The following is an 18,301-nucleotide window of genomic DNA, read 5'->3' as shown; positions in this document are numbered from 1 at the left end:
GGAGACCCGGCCGTCAGCTGAAGATGATCATCGAGCCCTGGCCCAGGCTCCGGGTGGCGGCCGCGTGCAGCCCCAGCCAGACATGGCGCTCCCGGGCGAACGGGCTGTCGTCGTATGGGACGGGGCCGGCCGGCTCCTCCAGGGCGGTGGGCCGCTCGGGGGGCCGGGGCGCGGCGGGCGGGTTGGCCGGGTCGATGCCGATGGCGGGTGCCACGTACTGCAGCTCGCGCAGCAGCCCGTGCGCGGAACCGAGCGGTCCGCCACCGGCCAGCAGTGCGTCGTTGGAGAGCGGCGCGCGGAAGTCCAGCGGGACGTACGCGCCGGCGTGGTCGTAGTGCCAGACCAGGTGGGACTGCTGGGCGGTGGACTCGAACATCTCCAGCAGCTGCTCGTAGTCCCCGCCCAGCTCGTCGACCGGGGTGACGGCGAGGCCGCACAGCTGGAGCAGATAGGCGCGGCGCAGGAAGTGCAGGGCGTCGTAGTCGAACCCGGCGACGGGCGCCACGTCGCCGGAGAGCCCCGGCATGTAGGCGAAGACCGGCACGGCCGGCAGACCGGCCTCGGTGAGCGCCGCGTCGTAGACGGCGATCTCCTCCGCGAAAGGGTTGTCGGGACTGTGGCAGAGGACGTCGACAAGGGGGACCAACCACAGGTCACAGGCCAAGGGGGACTCGCTCTCCTTCGGTCGCGGGTCGGGACAGCGTAGTGCGCGGTGGACGACGGCCCGCCTCCGGCGGCCGGCGGATGCACGTCCCCTACCCATCGCGGGGGGCCGGTAGCCGCGGCGTACCGCGCCCAAGGACCGTCAAGAACGGTCGCGGACGGTCAGGAGCAGCGCTCCAGATGGTCGGCCCACCGCAGGGAGTGCGCGTTGTACGCGTCCATGACGGTGCTCACCGCCTCCGGATCGGCCAGCGCCACCGCGTCGACCAGCTCCTCGTGCCCGCTCCACAGCCACCGGTCCCGCCGGGGGTCGGCGCGCAGACGGGGGACGGCGAACACCCAGGCCTGGACGCGCAGGCGGTGCAGGAAGCCGACGATGTAGGGGTTGGCGACGAAGCCGCTGAGCTCTCGCCAGAACCGCAGGTCGTAGCCGATGAGGATGTCCAGCTCACCGGCGCGCGCGGCCCGTGCCGCCTCCTCGCCCCGGCGCCGCACCGCCACCAGCCGCTCCCCGTGCGGCGGGGTGCGCACGGGGGTCCGCCGGACCGCCCCGGCCGGCTCCTCCGGCCCGCGGGCGGGCACCGGCGGCCGCTCCTCCGGCGACCGGGCGGGCGCGGGCAGCGGCATACCGCCCCCACCGCCGTCCCCATCCCGTTCCCGGCCCCCGTCTCGCTCCCGTTCCCGGTCCTGGTGCTTCTCCCCGTACACGCACAGCCGCCGGAAGACCCCGTCGACCACCAAGGCGCGGGCCTCGACCATGCCCCGGTAGTCCTCCACCGAGAAGCGGTGCACGCGGAAGCCCCGGTGCTGGTCGGAGTCGAGCAGCCCCTGCGCGGTGAGGTCCACCAGCGCCTCCCGGACGGGGGTGGCGGACACCCCGTACTGCTCGGCGATCTGCTTGACGGTGAACTCCTCGCCCGGACCGAGACGCCCGGCGAGCACCTCGTCACGGAGTGCGTCCGCGATCTGCTGGCGCAGAGTGCTGCGGGTGACGGCTCCGCTGGCGGGCATGGGTCCGGCCCCCTCCTCGTGCGTGGTTCCGGACACTTTAAGGCAGCCGGAGGAGGGGGCCGGGGGCTCGTGACGGAGGTCTCCCGCCCTCACGAGCCGGCCATCGGCGGCCGCCCCGGGCCGGGCGCGGGGCGGCCCGCCCGCGGCGAGGGCTCAGGCCAAGGCGCCCCCGCGCGGCGGGGCCCAGGCCGCGATGGTGCCCCCGTCCGGGACCGGGGCTCAGGCCGCGGTGATGTCCCTGTCCGGGGCCGGGGCTCAGGTCAAAGTGCCCCTGCGCGGCGGGGCCCAGGCCGCGGTGGTGTCCCCGTCCGGGGGCCGGGGCTCAGGCCGCGGTGGTGTGCTCGTCGGCGACCGAGAGCGCGGCGTCCAGGGCGGCCAGGCCCTCCTTCGCCTCCGCCTCGGTGATGTTGCAGGCGGGCACGGCGTGGGTGCGGTTCATGTTGACGAAGGGCCACAGGCCGTTCTTCTTGCAGGCCGCGGCGAAGGCGGCCATCGGGGTGCCCGCCTCACCGGTGGCGTTGTACGGCACCAGCGGCTCGCGGGTCTCCCGGTCCCGGACCAGCTCCAGCGCCCAGAACGCGCCGAGTCCGCGCACCTCGCCGACCGAGGGGTGCCGCTCGGCCAGCTCCCGCAGCCCGGGGCCGAGGATCCGCTCGCCCAGCCGGGCGGCCTGCTCGACGACCTTCTCCTCCTCCATCACCTCGATGGTGGCGACGGCCGCGGCGCAGGCCAGCGGGTGACCGGAGTAGGTGAGTCCGCCGGGGTAGGGCCGCTTGTCGAAGGTGGCCGCGATCTCCGCCGAGATCGCGACCCCGCCCAGCGGTACGTACCCCGAGTTGACGCCCTTGGCGAAGGTGAGCAGGTCGGGCACGACGTCGAAGTGGTCCACGGCGAACCACTCGCCGGTCCGGCCGAAGCCCGCCATGACCTCGTCCAGCACGAAGACGATGCCGTACCGGTCGCAGAGCTCGCGCACACCGGCCAGGTAGCCGGGCGGCGGCACCATGATCCCGGCGGTGCCGGGGATGCTCTCCAGGATGATCGCCGCGATGGTCCCAGGCCCCTCGAAGGCGATGGTGTCCTCCAGGTGCGCGAGGGCGCGCTCGCACTCCTCGGTCTCGTCCGCCGAGTAGAACGGCGAGCGGTACGCGAAGGGGCCCCAGAAGTGGACGACGCCGGCCGAGGCGGTGTCGGACGCCCAGCGGCGCGGGTCACCGGTGAGGTTGATCGCGGTGGAGGTGGCGCCGTGGTACGAGCGGTAGGCGGACAGCACCTTGGTCCGGCCGGTGTGGAGGCGGGCCATCCGGATGGCGTTCTCGACCGCCTCGGCGCCGCCGTTGGTGAAGAAGATCTTGTCGAGGTCGCCGGGGGTGCGCTCGGCGATCAGCCGGGCCGCCTCGGACCGCACGTCCACGGCGAAGGCGGGGGCGAAGGTGGCCAGCTTCCCCGCCTGCTCCTGGATGGCCGCGACGACCTTCGGGTGCTGGTACCCGATGTTGGTGTAGACGAGGCCGCTGGCGAAGTCGAGGTAGCGGTTCCCGTCGTAGTCCCAGAAGTACGCACCCTCGGCGCCGGCGACCGCGAGCGGGTCGATCAGGCCCTGGGCTGACCAGGAGTGGAACACGTGCGCGCGGTCTGCGGCCTTGACGGCCGCCCCGGTCCGCGGATCGGCATGAGGGGTCAGAGGGGTCATGCGGGCCAGGGTAGGCAACCGCGGACGGGTGCCGGTATGGCCATCTTGTATGGCGGAAAGGGCCTGGATCGGCAGGGTGTCGTCCGCTACGGACGGCGCTCGGCCTCGCTGGAGGAAAGTACGGGAAAGGGCGTTGACAGCATCCTGCCTCCATGACAGCATTATGTCATCACCTCACCGAGGAGGCACCATGACCGGCACCGGCTCCCGCGCCACCACCACGGCCGCCGTGGGTGAAGCCGCATCCGCTCCCCCCGCCCGCAAGCCCGTGTACCTCGCGGTCTACGACACCCTCGCCGACTGGGAGACCGGCCACGCCACGGCCTGGCTGGCCCGCTCCGGCTTCGACATCCGCACGGTCGGTCCCAGCACCGCCCAGGTCACCAGCATCGGCGGCCTGCGCGTCTCCCCCGACCTGGCCCTCTCCGAGCTCCGCCCCGAGGACGCCTCCCTGCTGATCCTCCCGGGCGCCGACCTCTGGGACGCCGGGGACGCCCTGGCTCCCTTCACCGCCACGGCCCGCGCCTTCCTCGACGCGGGAGTGCCGGTCGCGGCCATATGCGGCGCCACCCTCGGCCTGGCCCGCGAGGGACTGCTGGACGCGCGCCGCCACACCAGCGCGGTCTCCTTCTACCTGGCCGGAAGCGGCTACCAGGGCGGCAAGCACTACGAGGAGACCGACGCGGTCACCGACGGGGACCTGATCACCGCCGGCCCGACCGAGCCGGTGGCCTTCGCCCGCGAGATCCTGGGCCGGATGGGCGCCCTCGGGGGCAGCCGGCTCGACGCCTGGTACCGGCTGTTCCACGACTCCGACCCGGCCGCCTTCGAGGAACTGAACGCGGAGGACTGACCCCATGAGCACGCACGCGGCGAGCAAGGACGAGGACGCTCACGAGGACGGGGTACGGGACCGGCCCCCGGCCCCCCGCCCCTCGGAGCCCCCCACCGAGCTCACCCCGGTGGAGGCCCATCTCGCCCAGCAGTTGCTGTCCCGCACCGCCCTCGGAGTGTTCCGGCTGAACGGCCAGTTCCTCGCCGAGTCCGAGCGGCTGGCCCGCCCGGCCGGCCTGACCGCCGCCTGGTGGCAGGTGCTCGGCGCCGTCATGCCGGAGCCGCAACCGGTCTCCGGGATCGCCCGCACCATGGGCATCACCCGGCAGAGCGTGCAGCGAGTGGCCGACCTGCTGGTACGGGAGGGGCTGGCCGAGTACCTGCCCAATCCGGCCCACCGCCGGGCCAAGCTCCTCGCCCCCACGGCCGAGGGCCGCGCCTCGATCGCCCGCATAGAGCCAGCCCACGCCGACCTCGCGGGCCGCCTGGCAGCCGAGTTGGGCGAGGAGGCCTTCGCCGAGACCGCCGCGGCACTGGAGCGGCTGGCGCGCGCCATGGAGCGGGTGATGGAGACGGAGGAGGCAGCCGGCTAGGCCGTGGCAGCGCACGCTGCCGACGGCCGGAGCCGCTGCGGCCGCCGTGACAGCCGGCGGTGGCCTCGTCGTCCTGATGCCCCGACGGGGCGCCCGCCGGTGCCATGTTGCCCGGGGGCCGTGCGCTTGCCGCGATACGCCTCAGGGGTGAACTCCGGGACCGGTCAGGGGTGTGACGGATTCCTTGTGCGGTCGCCGCGGCACGAGACTCGGAAGGGAACCAGCGGGGCCCGGGGTCTGAGGGCGTTCGAGACGAGGTGGCCGGTGAGTGCTCTTCCGTCGGGTCCGGGACGGCGTCTGCTGCTGCACGGTGCACTGGTTCTCGGCGCCGGCGCTGTCGGCGCCGGGCAGGCCGCCGCACTGCCGAGGGCGGCGGCCGGCGGTGGGGCGGAGGTGATCGCGGAGACGTTCTCCGGACGGCGGATCGTCGATCTCGTGGTGGAATCGGCCGCGCTGGGACGTCCGGCCGGGGTGCGGCTCCTGACTCCCGAGGACTGGCACGCCCGGCGGCCCGTGCACCGCTGGCCGGTGCTGCTCCTGCTGCCCGGCGGGGACGGTGACCATCTGGCGTGGACCCGGGACTACGGGATCCATGGCCTTTCCGCACTGCGGCACACGCTCGTGGTGATGCCCGAGATGCCGCTGTTCGGCTTCTGCACGGACTGGTGGAACCACGGCGAGGGCGGCCCTCCGGCTGTGGAGACGTTCCATCTGCGCGAGGTCCTGCCGCTCGTGGAGCGCCATTACGGAGCCGGGACGAGGCGGGTGGTCGCCGGCCAGTCCCAGGGCGGGTTCGGCGCCGTGTCGTACACCGCGCGCCACCGGGGGCTGTTCCGGGCGCCAGCGAGCTACAGCGGCTTCGTGCACCCGCTCCAGCACCCTCGCGCGGTACGGGCCGCGATGGACCATCTGGGCCTGGAGTGGACGGCGTTGTGGGGCGATCCGGTGCGCCAGCGCGCGATCTGGCAGGCCCACGACCCCGCGTACCTCGCCCACCGGCTCAGCGGCATCCCCGTCCGGCTGTCCTGCGGTGACGGGCGGCTCGGCCCACTGGACCCGCCCGGCACCCTCCCCGACGAACACATCCCCGGCCTGGAGGACCCGGACGCACCGTTCCCCGCCGACGTCCTGTCACCGACCGAATGGATCATGCGCGAGGAGAACGAGGCACTGGCCCCGGTGCTCCGTGCGGCCGGTGCCCGGGTGACGACCCGCTTCCACGCGGGCACCCACGATCCGGCCTACTGGTCACGCGAGTTCACGGCCTCGCTGCCGATGCTGCTCCGTGCCCTTCGCTGAATCCCTTCCCCGGCCTCCCAGGCCCCCACCAGTGGTCTGCCATGGCCACCCGGGCCGCGCCCCGGACAGGCGCCGTGTAAGGTCGGCCAGGACCCCGCGCCATCGCGGCGCCGGGTGCCGGACCGACAGCGCACCGAGGAGGTGAGTTCCCATCAACCGCAGGTCAGAACGGGTGCTCGCCTTCTCCGTTGACGCCTTCTCCGTCGGTTCTCGCACCGTCGGCTAGGGATACACGTCCGTACGGGAGCACCCGCAGTGCATCCCGAAAGGCGTTCCCATGTCCGTACCCCAGCCCTCCCCTGAATCGTCGGCCGCGGCGCTCCGCCCGCACCGTGAGACGACCGTTTCCGCCCTCCGTACCGCCGGGTGCGTGTTCGCCGAGGAGGAGGCGGAGTTGCTGCTCTCGGCGGCCCGCACCGTGCGGGAGCTGCACGCGATGGTGGCGCGCCGGGCGTCCGGGCGGCCGTTGGAGCATGTCGTCGGCTGGGCCGAGTTCAGAGGGCTGCGGATCAGCGTGGACGAGGGGGTGTTCGTGCCGCGCCGCCGTACCGAGTTCCTGGTGGACCGGGCCGCCGCGCTCGCCCCGGCGGCGGGGGCGGTGGTGGTGGACCTGTGCTGCGGTTCGGGTGCGCTGGGGGCCGCGCTCGCGGCCGGCCTGCACCGGCCCGAGCTGCACGCGTCCGACATCGACCCGGCCGCCGTCCGGTGCGCCCGCCGCAACATCGCCGCGCCGGGGTCGGTGCACCTGGGCGATCTGTTCGCCCCGCTGCCGCCCCGGCTGCGCGGACGGGTGGACGTCCTGCTCGCCAATGTGCCGTACGTACCGACGGGAGAGGTGGAGCTGCTTCCGGCGGAGGCCCGGGCGCATGAGGCGCGGGTCGCCCTGGACGGCGGCCGGGACGGGCTCGACGTACTGCGCCGGGTGGCCGTCGAGGCGGCCGAGTGGCTGGCGCCCGGCGGCAGTCTGCTGTTCGAGACCAGTGAGCGGCAGGTCCCCGCGGCCACGGCGATCGTCACCGCCGGAGGGCTGGTGGCGTCCGTCGAGACCTGCGAGGACCTGTGGGCGACCGTGGTCGTCGGGACCCGCCGGGCCGCCGACGACCGCACCTGAGCGAACCGGGGCTACTTCACCGGGTCGAGGCAGAGGACGAACTTCTCGGCGTCCCACTGCTGGGCGAGCGCGGCCTGGCCGACGGTGCCGCAGCTGTTGGTGTCGAAGGTGTCGTCGACGACCTTGACCACCTTGTAGTTGGCGTCCTTGTCCGAGCAGTCCTTGGTGTCGACCTCGGGGTTGTTCTCGCTGCCGGTCACCCGGACGCAGTCGCCCGCCTCGGCGTGCACCGGGGAGTTGAACATGTACGAGATGCCGAACTTGACCGCGATGGCCACGACGATCAGGGCGACCACCCGGAGGAACTTCTTGCCCTTGCCGCCCTTGGGCTTGGCGGCGGGGGCAGGCTGCTGCCCGTCGAAGGCGGGCGGCTGCGGCTGCTCGACGGGGGCGGCGGGCGGCTGCTCAACGGCCATGGCGGGTACGTCCTTGCGTGAGGTTCCGGTGATCGGGGGATCCGACAGCCGGAAGATCAGGTGATCGAACGGGCGTACGTTACTGAGATCGGGGGTACCCGAGGCGCGCTATCGCGCCTTTACGCCGTCCTTATACCTCCCGATTGCCAAACCGTGACAGCGCGCACGCGGAACCGTGATGCAATCAGGACCTGACGCCCCGTCAGCGGACCCACCCGCCCCACTCCGGCGGGCTTGCGCCTCCCGCGGCGTGAGGTCCTGGCGCCCATGGCCAGGACCATGGAGATCGCCGTCCACGACCGGGACGCGGCGGTGCCGCCGGCCCCGCGGGTGGGCAGGACACCGCGGCGCCGACGGCCGTTCACGGGTCCGGTGCGGCCGGACCGCGGGGCTCAGCAGCTCAGGTTGGACCCGGTCGGCACGCCCAGGATCTGGGTGAAGCTCTGGTACTTGCCGATCCGGCTCTGCACCTGCGCCGGGTTCCTGCCGTCGCACTCCAGCGCGCCGTTGATAGAGCGGATGGTCTGGCCGAAGCCCGCGCCGTTGACCATCGCGTTGTGCGGGGTCATGGTGCCGGGGCCGTTCTGGGTGTTCCAGTACCAGAGGCCGGTCTTCCAGGCCACCGCCGGGTCGCGCTCCACCTTGTAGGGGTCGCGCAGCAGGTCGATGCCGAGGGCGTCACCGGCCGCCTTGTAGTTGAAGTTCCAGCTGAGCTGGATCGGCCCGCGCCCGTAGTACGCGGCCTGCCCGGCCGGGCACCCGTACGGCTGCGAGGAGTCGCAGTAGTGCGGGTAGTTGGCCTGGTTCTGCTCCACCACATGGACCAGCCCGCCGGTCTCATGGCTGACGTTGGCGAGGAACGCCGCCGCCTCCTGCCGCTTCACCGTGTCGCTGCCGGTCTTGGCGAACGCGGGGAAGGCGCTGAGCGCGTCGGTCAGCCCCTTGTACGTGTAGAAGGGGTTCCGGTTCGGGAACATCTGGTTGAACTGCGCCTCGCTGACGACGAAGCCGCTCGGGTCCGGGTTGGGCCCCGGCCCGGTGCCGCCGCCGCAGGCACCCTGGTCGGCCCAGACGTCGGACGAGCCGGGCCGCTCGTTCTGCGTCCACCACTTCGCCTGCCAGTTGCGGCCGTTGTACGAGGCGGTCTTGCCGCCGGTGTAGACGGTGGACGCGCTCCAGGGGGCCACGCAGTCGGCGGCCGCGACGGCGGCCCCGGCCGGAGCGGTGGCCCCGGCGCTCGGCGCGAACAGGGCGATACCGGCGGCGGTACAGACCCCGGTGACCAGGGCGAGCATCCGGCGGGACAGGCGTCGGGACATACGTCGGGACATGAGGAGGCCCTTCCGTGGGGGGAGACCCGTGGGGATCGCGGGTCCGTCGATCGACCGATCGGCTACGGGGTCGATCGGTCGGTCCATGGGGATGGGCACAGCTCACCGGAATGGTCTGAACCTGTCAAGGTCTAGACCAGAACTCCTCAACGGCGCACACGGACAGCACACGGCGGCCGGTGGGCGTCGTACCCACCGGCCGCCGCCGTCAGGCGAACACGCTTCCTACAGGAAGGAGTTGATCTCGATCGTCTCGGTGCGGCCGGGGCCGACGCCGATCGCGGAGATCGGGGCGCCCGACATCTCCTCCAGGGCCTTCACATAGGCCTGCGCGTTCTTCGGCAGGTCGGCGAAGGTCTTGGCCTTGGTGATGTCCTCGGACCAGCCCGGCAGGTACTCGTACACCGGCTTCGCGTGGTGGAAGTCGGTCTGCGAGTACGGCAGCTCCTCGACGCGCTTGCCGTCGATCTCGTAGGCGACGCAGACCGGGATCCGCTCCCAGCCGGTGAGCACGTCCAGCTTGGTGAGGAAGAAGTCGGTCAGGCCGTTGACGCGGGTGGCGTAGCGGGCGATGACCGCGTCGAACCAGCCGCAGCGGCGGTCGCGGCCGGTGGTGACGCCGCGCTCGCCGCCGATGCGGCGCAGGTCCTCGCCGTCCTGGTCGAACAGCTCGGTCGGGAACGGCCCGGCGCCCACGCGGGTGGTGTACGCCTTGAGGATGCCGATCACGCGGCTGATCTTCGTCGGGCCGACGCCCGCGCCGGTGCAGGCGCCGCCGGCGGTCGGGTTGGAGGAGGTGACGAAGGGGTACGTCCCGTGGTCCACGTCCAGCAGGGTGCCCTGGCCGCCCTCGAACAGGACGACCTTGCCCGCGTCGATGGCGTCGTTCAGGATCAGGGTGGTGTCGGCGACGTAGGGCCGCAGCTCCTCCGCGTACCCGAGCATCTCCTCCACGATCCGCTCGGCCTCGATGGCGCGGCGGTTGTAGACCTTGGCGAGCAGCTGGTTCTTGCCCTCCAGCGCCGCCTCCACCTTCTGGGTGAGGATCGACTCGTCGTACAGGTCCTGGACGCGGATGCCCACGCGGTTGATCTTGTCGGCGTAGGTGGGGCCGATGCCGCGACCGGTGGTGCCGATCTTCCGCTTGCCGAGGAATCGTTCCGTCGTCTTGTCGAGAGTGACGTTGTACGGGGTGATCAGGTGGGCGTTGCCGCTGATCATGAGCTTGGATGTGTCGATGCCGCGCTCGTTCAGTCCGCTCAGCTCGGAGAGCAGGACCGCCGGGTCGACGACGACACCGTTGCCGATCACCGGGGTGCAGCCCGGCGAGAGGATGCCGGAGGGGAGCAGGTGGAGCGCGTACTTCTGGTCACCGACGATGACCGTGTGGCCGGCGTTGTTGCCGCCCTGGTAGCGGACCACGTAGTCGACGGAGCCACCGAGCAGGTCGGTGGCCTTCCCCTTGCCCTCGTCACCCCACTGAGCACCGAGCAGCACAAGTGCGGGCACAGGCGTACACCCCTTCCGGGCGGGGCATGTCCAAGTGGCGGGCGCGGCGGCATCCGCCGTACGTGTGTGCCGTACGCCGGTGTACGCCACCACCCGAGCCGTCGAACCGGTGCCCCGGAATAGACGAAGCCCCTGGGCGCAATCGCGCAAAGGGGCTCTTGCACAAAGATGCTACCCGAGGAAGGACCGACGTGTCGGCTCCCGACCAGCTGCTGGTCATCATCGACCCGGTCGCGCGCCGTGGCGACGGTGAGTCCGTACGCATCGCCAGGGACGTGCTGTGTGCCCGCGCCGACGTGCGGATCAGCCTTCCGGACGGCCCGGCGGAGTTCGCCCGGGCACTGGACCGGTGCGGTTCGCGGCGGCCGGTGGTGATCGGAGACGACCGGGCGCTGCTGCGCGCGGTGGACCGCCTGCACCGGGGCCGGGGACTGGCGGACGGCGCGCCCCTGTCGGTGGTGCCGGTGGGGCCGCCGGGCACGGTGCAGCTGGCGGGCGGGCTCGGGGTGCCGCTGGGCGCGGTGGCCGCGGCCCGCTCGGTGCTGGAGGGGGTGGCCCGGCGGCTGGACCTGCTGGTGGACGACAGCGGCGGGGTGGTGCTGCGGGGCCTGCGGATCCCGGCCGGGGCGGCCGGAGCGCCCGCCGTGGTGGACGGGGTGCCGTACGGGGCCGGCCCGGCGGGCGGGGTGTGGGACACCTGCCGCTCGCTGGTACGGACCCTGGTGCGGCCGCCGGTGGTCGCGGCCGCCCCCCGGGCGGCGGTGCGCCCCGTCCGTACCCACCGGCTCCGGGTGGAGGCGGACGGGCAGCTGCTGAGCGACCTGGACGCCCCGGTGGAGGACGTGACGGTGGTGTCCCGCAACGGCGTCGCCGAGGTGGTGGTACGGCCCCGGGCCGGTGCCGACCCGATACGGCGGGAGGCGTCCGCGATCACCGTCTCGGGCGCGTCCTTCCGCTACCGCGCCGACACCGCGCAGGTCACCGGCCCGGTGTGGACCCGGACCTGGACCCTGCGCCGCTCGGCCTGGGCGCTGACCCTGCCGACGATGGCCGCGGCGGACTGAGGTGGACTGAGGTGGACCCCGCGCCGCCTCGGGGCCGGCCTCAGACCTCCACCATCAGCTCCTCCAGCCCCCGGATCACGAACCCGGGCTGCCACTGCGGCTCCGCCACCGGCCGCAGACCGGGGGCGCGGCGCAGCAGCTCCGTGAAGGAGGCGGTCAGCTCCAGCCGGGCCAGCGGGGCGCCCAGACAGTAGTGGATGCCGGCGCCGAAGGAGACATGCGGGTTGTCGGCACGGGCGAGGTCCAGGCGCTCGGGGTCGGTGAAGCGGGCCGGGTCGCGGTTGGCGGAGCCGAAGAGCAGCGCCACCTCGGAGCCGCGCGGGATGACGGTGCCGTCGATCTCGATCTCGTCCAGCACCCAGCGTTCGAAGAGCTGGAGCGGGGTGGCGTAGCGCAGCAGTTCCTCGACGGCCGTGTCCAGCGCGACCCGGCCCTCCCGCAGGGCGGCGAGCTGCTCGGGGTGGCGGAACAGGGCCCACCAGCCGTTCGCGGTGGTGTTGACGGTGGCCTCGTGGCCGGCGTTCAGCAGCAGGACGCAGGTGGAGACCATCTCCTGCTCGCTGAGCCGGTCGCCCTCGTCGTGGGCCGCGATCAGGGCGCTGATCAGGTCGTCGCCGGGGTCCTTGCGGCGTACGGCGATCAGTTCCCGTAGACAGGCGGAGAACTCCTGGGAGGCGGTGACCGCCCGGCGCGCGGTCCGCTCGTCCGGGTTGAGCTCGTACATCCCGCAGATCGCCGCCGACCAGGGGCGCAGGGGCGCGCGGTCGGCGGCGGGGATGCCGAGCATCTCGGCGATCACGGCGACCGGGAGGGGCTCGGCGACGGCGCTGAGCAGGTCCCCGCCGCCGTCCGCGAGGAGCCCGTCGACCAGCTCCGCCGCCAGCCGCCGCACCACCGGCTCCAGCCGCTCGACCGTGCGCGGGGTGAACGCCTTGGCCACCAGGCGCCGGATGCGGGTGTGGTCCGGGGCCTCCAGGTCCAGCAGCCCGTTGCCGTTGAGCACGGTGAAGGGCTCGTGTGCGGCGGGCGGCGGGGTGCGGCCGAACTCCTCGTGGCTGAAGCGGTGCAGATAGGTGCGGCCCAGCCGCCGGTCCCGCAGCAGCGCCGAGACGTCCGCGTGGTGCGGGACGAGGTACTGGCGGGACGGCTCGAACCAGTGCACCCGGCCCCGGGCGCGCAGCTCGGCGTAGGCCGGGTACGGGTCGGCCAGGAACGCGGGTGACCACGGGTCGAAGTCCATCAGCGGACGATAGGCCTTCGCCGCGCCGACCACCAGAGACGAGCGGGCCCGCTCAGCCCGGGGTGACCAGGCGGGCCTCGTAGGCGAAGACCGCCGCCTGGGTGCGGTCGCGCAAGCCCAGCTTGACCAGGATGCGGCTGACATGGGTCTTGATGGTCGACTCGGCCACCACCAGCCGGGAGGCGATCTCCCCGTTGGAGAGCCCCTGGGCGATCAGCACCAGGACCTCCGTCTCGCGCTCGGTCAGGTCCCCTATCTGGGCCTGGGCGGCCGGACGGGACGGTTCGGCCGACTTGGCGAACTCGGTGATCAGCCGCCGGGTGACGGTCGGCGCGAGCAGCGCCTCGCCCTCGGCGACCACCCGCACGCCCTCCGCCAGCTGCCGGGCCGAGGCGTCCTTGAGGAGGAACCCGGAGGCCCCGGCGCGTAGCGCCTGGTACACGTACTCGTCCAGGTCGAAGGTGGTGAGCACCAGCACCTTGGCGTCGCCGTCCGCCGCGATGATCTCCCGGGTGGCGTCGATGCCGTTCATCTCCGGCATCCGGATGTCCATGAGGACCACGTCCGGTCTGAGCGCGGCGGTCTGGGTGACCGCCTCCCGCCCGTTGACGGCCTCCCCGGCGACCTCGATGTCCGGCATGGCGTTCAGCAGGACGGAGAAGCCCTCCCGGACCATCACCTGGTCGTCCACGATGAGCACTCGGATGGTCATGACAGCTCCTCGGTGCGGTCGGCGGCGGCGTCCCGGGGGGCCGGTACGGCCGGTACGGGGAGCCAGGCGGCCACCTCGTAACCGCCCTCCTCGGTCGGACCGGCGGTCATCTCGCCGTCCAGCATCGCCACCCGCTCCCGCATGCCGGTGATGCCGTGCCCGGCGCCCGGCGAGGGCTTGACCAGTCCGCGCGGCGGCCCGTTGACCACCCGCAGCCCCAGTCCGCCCAGGACGTAGGACACCTCCACCCGGGCCTCCGCGCCCGGTGCGTGGCGCAGCGCGTTGCTCAGCGCCTCCTGCACGATCCGGTACGCGGAGAGCTCCACGCCCTGCGGCAGCTCCCGGCGCGCACCGGTGACCGCGGCCTCCACGGTCAGCCCGGCGTCGCGGACGTTGGACAGCAGCCCGTCCAGGTCGGCGAGGGTGGGCTGCGGGGCCTCGGGGGCCTGGTAGTCCTCGGCGCGGACCACACCGAGGATGCGGCGCAGCTCGGTGAGGGCGGAGACCGCGTTCTCCCGGATGGTGGCGAAGGCCTGTTCCAGCTCGGGCGGCGGGTTCTCCACCCGGTAGGGCGCGGCCTCGGCCTGGATGGCGACCACCGACATGTGGTGGGCGACCACGTCGTGCAGCTCGCGGGCGATGGTGGTGCGCTCCTCCAGCAGGGTCCGGCGGGAGCGCTCCTGCTGGGTGACGGTCCGCTCGGCGGTGACCTCCTGGGTGGCCTGGCGGCGCACCTGGAGCAGGGTGACGACCAGCAGGAAGAAGGCGGAGAGGGCGGTCATCGCGAAGGCGTTGGAGGTGATCCCCCGGCCGAAGACGAAGTGGGCGACCGGGCCGTAGAAGGCGGTGATCACCCACATCCAGACGGCCGCCCGGGGCCGGGTGCGCGCGGCGGCGACGACCAGGACGATCAGATGGGCGATGAAGGAGGGGGGCGTCCAGGGCCAGTCGTACCAGTCCCCATGGCCCAGGACGAGCACGAACGGGGCGGAGAGCATCGACAGCCAGAACGCGGCGACCGGCCGGACCAGGGTGAGCACGATCGCGGCGGCGGGCACCACCCCGCCCAGCCCGGCGCCGGTGCTCCAGGCCAAGCCGGCCACCCAGAACGCCACGGCGACGAGGACGGCGTGCGGGAGGTAGCCGGCGTGGGCGCGTATCCGCGCCGGCAGGCGCCGGGTCACCGGGCCGTCGGTGCGCATCCGGGGCAGCAGCCGGTAGTCGAGGGCGTCCTGGAGGAGCTCCCGGCGCAGGCCCCGGAGCAGCCCCTGCGCCATGACGTACTCGGGGCTTCTGGTCTTGGTGTCGGTCACAACGAAAACGGTAAGCCGGGACGGGGACGCGGTCGTCACCTTGGATACGGATCCTTCCGCGTCCGTCCCAGGTACTACGCGGTGACCAGGTGCTACGCCAGGCGAGCGGATCCTCACCAGGCGAGTTGGGCGATCTCCTCGGCGACCACCGCGCAGGCGTCCGCGGCCGGGTCGATCAGCGGGAAGTGGCCGACCCCGTCCAGCAGCGTGAGACCGGCGCTCTCGCCCGCCGCGGCCGCCGCGTCCGCGTAGGCCTCGGCGACCTCGGCCGGGACGACGGTGTCCGCGCGGCCCTGGACGAGGGTGGTGGCGATGCCGGTCGGCAGCAGGGCCGCCGGATCGGCGTGCGCGGCGCGCTCCTCGAAGAGGCCGCCCGTGCCGAGGAGCTGCCGCACCGCTCCCCCGCACAGCTCCAGCTCGGCGGCGCGGCCGAGGTGCGCGAGCGGCGCCAGGGCGACCACCCCGCGCAGTGCGGGCGGCTCCGGCAGCCGCCACGGGGAACCGGACGGCAGTACGTGCCGGGCGGCCGCCCACAGCACCAGGTGCCCGCCCGCCGAGTGGCCGGTGAGCACCAGCCGCCGGGGGTCGGCGTCGGGCAGGTGCCGCTCGGCGAGGCCGGGCAGGGCGTCCAGTGCGGCGGCCGTGTCGTCGAAGGTCTCCGGCCAGCGCCCCGCGAGCGGTTCGCCGTCCGGCGCCGTCCCGCCCTCGGCGCCGCCCCGCCGGTACTCGACGGTGGCGACGGCGAACCCGCGCCGGGCCAGGAAGTCCGCGAACGGGGTGATGTGCCGGCGGTCGAACCGGGCCCGCCAGGCGCCGCCGTGCAGCACCGCGACGAGCGGCGCCCGCCCTCCGGACCCGCCGCCCCGGGGCGCGTAGAAGTCCACGACCTGGTCGGGGCGGTCGCCGTAGGCGGCGGTGGAGTCCGGGGCGACGGCCGGGTGCGAGAAGGCCGACGCCTCCTCGGCGGCGTCGCGGGCGGCCTCGCGGGCGGCGGCATCGGGCATGCGGCGGAGCCTTTCGGTGACGGGGCCGGACCGGCCTGGGCTGCGGGGACGGTACCAGGGCGGACCGATCACGGGGACGGGCCGCCGGTGCGCTGCTGCCGGTGCGCCGGGGCGGAGGGCCGTCGGGACAGCGGCCGTCCCCGCACTCCCCGGACCCGGAGGACACTCCGGACAAGCACCCTCCCCGCACCCGAAGGCCCGGACCGCTCGCCTGCCGCGGTCCGGGCCTCGGGGCGGGAGTCCGCCGCTACGGGTGCCCGGCGCTACGAGGCGCCTCGGGCCCCGGCCGGGACCTCCGCCAGCACCTCGGCCAGCGCCCGCGCCGCCCGCTCGGCGTCCGCGAAGCCCACGTACAGCGGGGTGAAGCCGAACCGCAGCACATCCGGGCGGCGCAGGTCGCCCACCACACCGCGCTCGATCAGCCGCCGCATCACCTCCGGCGCCTCCGGGCAGCTCAGCGAGACCTGGCTGCCGCGCTCGGCGTGGACCTCGGGGGTGACCGGGACGACCCGCCCCGCCGGGACGTACGCGGCGACGCACTCCAGGAAGAAGTCCGTCAGCGCCAGGCTCTTGGCCCGTACCGCCTCCACCGCGACCCCGTCCCACACGTCCAGCGCCGCTTCCAGCGCCAGCATCGAGAGGATGTCGGGGGTGCCGACCCGGCCGCGTACCGCGCCGTCCGCCGCCGCGTACTCGGGGGTCGTCCCGAACGGGTCGGCGTGCGAGGTCCAGCCGGGCAGCGGCGAGTCGAAGGCCGCCTGGTGGCGCTCGGCCACGTACAGGAAGGCCGGGGCGCCCGGCCCGCCGTTGAGGTACTTGTACGTGCAGCCCACCGCCAGGTCCACGCCGTGCGCGTCCAGCCCGACCGGCAGCGCCCCGGCGCTGTGGCACAGGTCCCAGATCGCCAGCGCCCCGGCGGCCCGGACGGCGGCCGTGATGCCCGGCAGGTCGTGCAGCCGGCCGGTCCGGTAGTCGACGTGGTTGAGCAGCACCGCCGCCGTACCCGGCCCCACCGCCGAGGCCGCCTCGCCCGGGGCCACCGGGACCAGCCGCTTCCCGGTCAGCCGGGCGGCGGACGCGGCGAGGTAGCCGTCGGTGGGGAAGGTGGTGGCGTCGACCAGGATCTCGTCCCGCCCCTCCCCCGCCAGCCGGACCGCCGCCACGACCGCCTTGAAGACGTTGACGCTGGTGGAGTCGCCGACCACGATCTGCCCGGGCGCGGCGCCGACCAGCGGGGCGATACGGTCGCCGATCCGCTCCGGCGCGGTCCACCAGCCGCTCTCGTCCCAGGAGCGGATCCGCAGCTCGCCCCACTCCCGGCCGATCACCTCCGCCATCCGGGCGGGCACGTGCGCGGGCAGCGCCCCCAGCGAGTTGCCGTCCAGATAGACGGTCTCCTCGTCCAGCGCGAACAGCTTGCGGTGCCCGGCGAGCGGGTCGACCGCGTCCAGCTCCCGCGCGCGGTCGCCCAGCCCCTCGGCCACAGATGTCCCTGCGATCTCAGACATGGCTGCGCGCCGTCCACAGCTCGGGGAAGACGTTCTTCCGGGCGCGCTTCTCCAGCCAGGCCACGCCCGCCGAACCGCCGGTGCCGGTCTTGGAGCCCATCGCCCGGCGGGTGGCCATCAGATGGTCGTTGCGCCATCGCCAGACCAGCTCCCCGACATCGGTGAGCGCCTCGCCGAGCCGGATCAGCTCGCCGTTCTGGTCCGGGTCGGCGTAGATGCCGGCCCAGATCTCCTCCACGGCCGGGGACGGCTCGTACCGCTGGGACAGGTCCCGGTCCAGCACCTCGCGCGGCACCGGCAGCCCGCGCCGGGCCAGCAGCCGCAGCACCTCGTCGTACAGGCTCGGCTCCTGGAGCGCCTTCTCCAGCTCGGCGTGGACCCGGGGTGCGCCCCGGTGCGGCACCAGCATGGACGCCGACTTGTCGCCGAGCAGGAACTCCATCCGCCGGTACATCGCGGACTGGAAGCCGGAGCCCTCGCCCAGCGCGGCGCGGTAGGAGTTGAACTGCGCGGGGGTGAGCTGGCCGAGCGGCGTCCAGGAGGCGTTCAGCGCCTCCAGCTCGCGCACCGACCGCTTCAGCGCGTCCCGCGCCACCGGGATCCGGTCCTCGCGCAGCGCGCGGCTCGCGGTCTCCCACTCGTGGACGATGACGGTGAACCACAACTCCATGACCTGGGTCGTCACCAGGAAGACCATCTCGCCCGGGTCGTCCGAGAGCGGATGCTGGAGGTGGGTGAGGACGTCCGCCTGGACGTAGTCCTCGTACGGCGTGGTGCCGGCGAAGTCCAGGTTCGGGGTGTCCGAACCGGCCGCTGCGGCATCGGGGGCAGTAGACATCGCTGTCTCCATCAATGCGTGCTACCGGGTAGCGGTCCGCTCCGTCCAGTCGACTGGAGAGCCCCGGTCCCCTCGGGGCCCCGCCACCCTCGGTGCTACGGCGGCCCCGATCGCATCATGACACGGTTCGCCCGACCGTGTGTGCGAGCCGGGGCGCGATCC

The 18,301-nt window shown here is 73.6% G+C and carries 17 protein-coding genes; 5 read left to right on the top strand and 12 right to left on the bottom strand.

Going from position 1 to position 18,301, the window contains the following annotated elements:
* Positions 1-13: 13 nt before the first annotated feature.
* The 3 genes from M1O15_RS22440 to M1O15_RS22430 form a co-directional block, all read right to left on the bottom strand.
* Positions 14-664 carry a putative DNA-mimic protein gene (locus M1O15_RS22440; protein WP_248635912.1) on the bottom strand — a complete coding sequence of 217 codons (651 nt, stop codon included), beginning with the start codon at positions 662-664 and terminating at the stop codon, positions 14-16.
* A gap of 161 nt (positions 665-825) precedes the next feature.
* Positions 826-1,674 carry a GntR family transcriptional regulator gene (locus M1O15_RS22435; RefSeq protein WP_248635911.1) on the bottom strand — a complete coding sequence of 283 codons (849 nt, stop codon included), beginning with the start codon at positions 1,672-1,674 and terminating at the stop codon, positions 826-828.
* Positions 1,675-1,996: 322 nt separating this feature from the next.
* The gene (locus tag M1O15_RS22430) at positions 1,997-3,367 is read right to left on the bottom strand and encodes an aspartate aminotransferase family protein (RefSeq protein WP_248635910.1); all 1,371 of its coding nucleotides are present in this window, start codon (positions 3,365-3,367) and stop codon (positions 1,997-1,999) included.
* 190 nt (positions 3,368-3,557) lie between these two features.
* Here M1O15_RS22430 and M1O15_RS22425 point away from each other — a divergent pair, with 190 nt between their 5' ends.
* The 4 genes from M1O15_RS22425 to M1O15_RS22410 all read left to right on the top strand — a co-directional run bounded on the left by M1O15_RS22425 (position 3,558) and on the right by M1O15_RS22410 (position 7,204).
* Positions 3,558-4,220: a DJ-1/PfpI family protein gene (locus M1O15_RS22425; protein WP_248635909.1), complete on the top strand. Its 663-nt coding sequence runs from the start codon at positions 3,558-3,560 to the stop codon at positions 4,218-4,220.
* Positions 4,221-4,224: 4 nt separating this feature from the next.
* Complete coding sequence (locus M1O15_RS22420) at positions 4,225-4,794, top strand: MarR family winged helix-turn-helix transcriptional regulator (RefSeq protein ID WP_248635908.1); 570 nt, start codon at positions 4,225-4,227, stop codon at positions 4,792-4,794.
* Positions 4,795-5,058: 264 nt separating this feature from the next.
* Positions 5,059-6,093 (top strand): alpha/beta hydrolase, encoded by a 1,035-nt coding sequence (locus M1O15_RS22415; protein WP_248635907.1) that lies wholly within the window; start codon positions 5,059-5,061, stop codon positions 6,091-6,093.
* A 277-nt stretch (positions 6,094-6,370) separates the two neighbouring features.
* Positions 6,371-7,204, top strand: a complete 834-nt coding sequence (locus tag M1O15_RS22410; protein WP_248635906.1) for a putative protein N(5)-glutamine methyltransferase — start codon at positions 6,371-6,373, stop codon at positions 7,202-7,204.
* 11 nt (positions 7,205-7,215) lie between these two features.
* Here the strand turns inward: M1O15_RS22410 and M1O15_RS22405 are convergent, their stop codons facing one another.
* The 3 genes from M1O15_RS22405 to M1O15_RS22395 all read right to left on the bottom strand — a co-directional run bounded on the left by M1O15_RS22405 (position 7,216) and on the right by M1O15_RS22395 (position 10,460).
* The gene (locus M1O15_RS22405; protein WP_248635905.1) at positions 7,216-7,620 is read right to left on the bottom strand and encodes an LppU/SCO3897 family protein; all 405 of its coding nucleotides are present in this window, start codon (positions 7,618-7,620) and stop codon (positions 7,216-7,218) included.
* A gap of 392 nt (positions 7,621-8,012) precedes the next feature.
* Entirely contained in the window at positions 8,013-8,915 is a 903-nt protein-coding gene (locus tag M1O15_RS22400) for a glycoside hydrolase family 19 protein (RefSeq protein ID WP_372499547.1), read from the bottom strand.
* Positions 8,916-9,176: 261 nt separating this feature from the next.
* Positions 9,177-10,460, bottom strand: coding sequence for an adenylosuccinate synthase (locus tag M1O15_RS22395; RefSeq protein ID WP_248635903.1), 1,284 nt, complete (start codon positions 10,458-10,460; stop codon positions 9,177-9,179).
* A gap of 191 nt (positions 10,461-10,651) precedes the next feature.
* On the opposite strand from M1O15_RS22395, the gene M1O15_RS22390 reads away from it, so the two are divergent.
* A complete protein-coding gene (locus M1O15_RS22390; protein WP_248635902.1) occupies positions 10,652-11,524 on the top strand; it encodes a diacylglycerol kinase family protein in 873 nt (290 codons plus the stop codon).
* 40 nt (positions 11,525-11,564) lie between these two features.
* Here the strand turns inward: M1O15_RS22390 and M1O15_RS22385 are convergent, their stop codons facing one another.
* From M1O15_RS22385 to M1O15_RS22360, 6 genes are all read right to left on the bottom strand, one after another.
* Complete coding sequence (locus M1O15_RS22385; protein ID WP_248635901.1) at positions 11,565-12,764, bottom strand: cytochrome P450; 1,200 nt, start codon at positions 12,762-12,764, stop codon at positions 11,565-11,567.
* A gap of 52 nt (positions 12,765-12,816) precedes the next feature.
* On the bottom strand, positions 12,817-13,476 hold the full coding sequence (locus M1O15_RS22380) for a response regulator (RefSeq protein WP_248635900.1): 660 nt from the start codon (positions 13,474-13,476) through the stop codon (positions 12,817-12,819).
* The gene (locus tag M1O15_RS22375) at positions 13,473-14,789 is read right to left on the bottom strand and encodes a sensor histidine kinase (protein WP_372499541.1); all 1,317 of its coding nucleotides are present in this window, start codon (positions 14,787-14,789) and stop codon (positions 13,473-13,475) included. The genes M1O15_RS22380 and M1O15_RS22375 overlap by 4 nt, the downstream gene beginning before the upstream one ends.
* A 113-nt stretch (positions 14,790-14,902) precedes the next feature.
* Positions 14,903-15,793 (bottom strand): alpha/beta hydrolase family protein, encoded by an 891-nt coding sequence (locus M1O15_RS22370; protein WP_248635899.1) that lies wholly within the window; start codon positions 15,791-15,793, stop codon positions 14,903-14,905.
* Positions 15,794-16,056: 263 nt separating this feature from the next.
* Complete coding sequence (kynU, locus tag M1O15_RS22365) at positions 16,057-17,301, bottom strand: kynureninase (RefSeq protein ID WP_248635898.1); 1,245 nt, start codon at positions 17,299-17,301, stop codon at positions 16,057-16,059.
* Positions 17,294-18,139 (bottom strand): tryptophan 2,3-dioxygenase, encoded by an 846-nt coding sequence (locus M1O15_RS22360; RefSeq protein WP_248635897.1) that lies wholly within the window; start codon positions 18,137-18,139, stop codon positions 17,294-17,296. Before M1O15_RS22360 ends, kynU begins: the two co-directional genes overlap by 8 nt.
* Positions 18,140-18,301: the final 162 nt, after the last annotated feature.

The organism is Streptomyces lichenis, assembly GCF_023218175.1.
Lineage (GTDB): Bacteria > Actinomycetota > Actinomycetes > Streptomycetales > Streptomycetaceae > Streptomyces > Streptomyces lichenis.
Note: the sequence above shows the minus strand (reverse complement) of the source record. Positions and strands in the feature narration are given on the sequence as shown.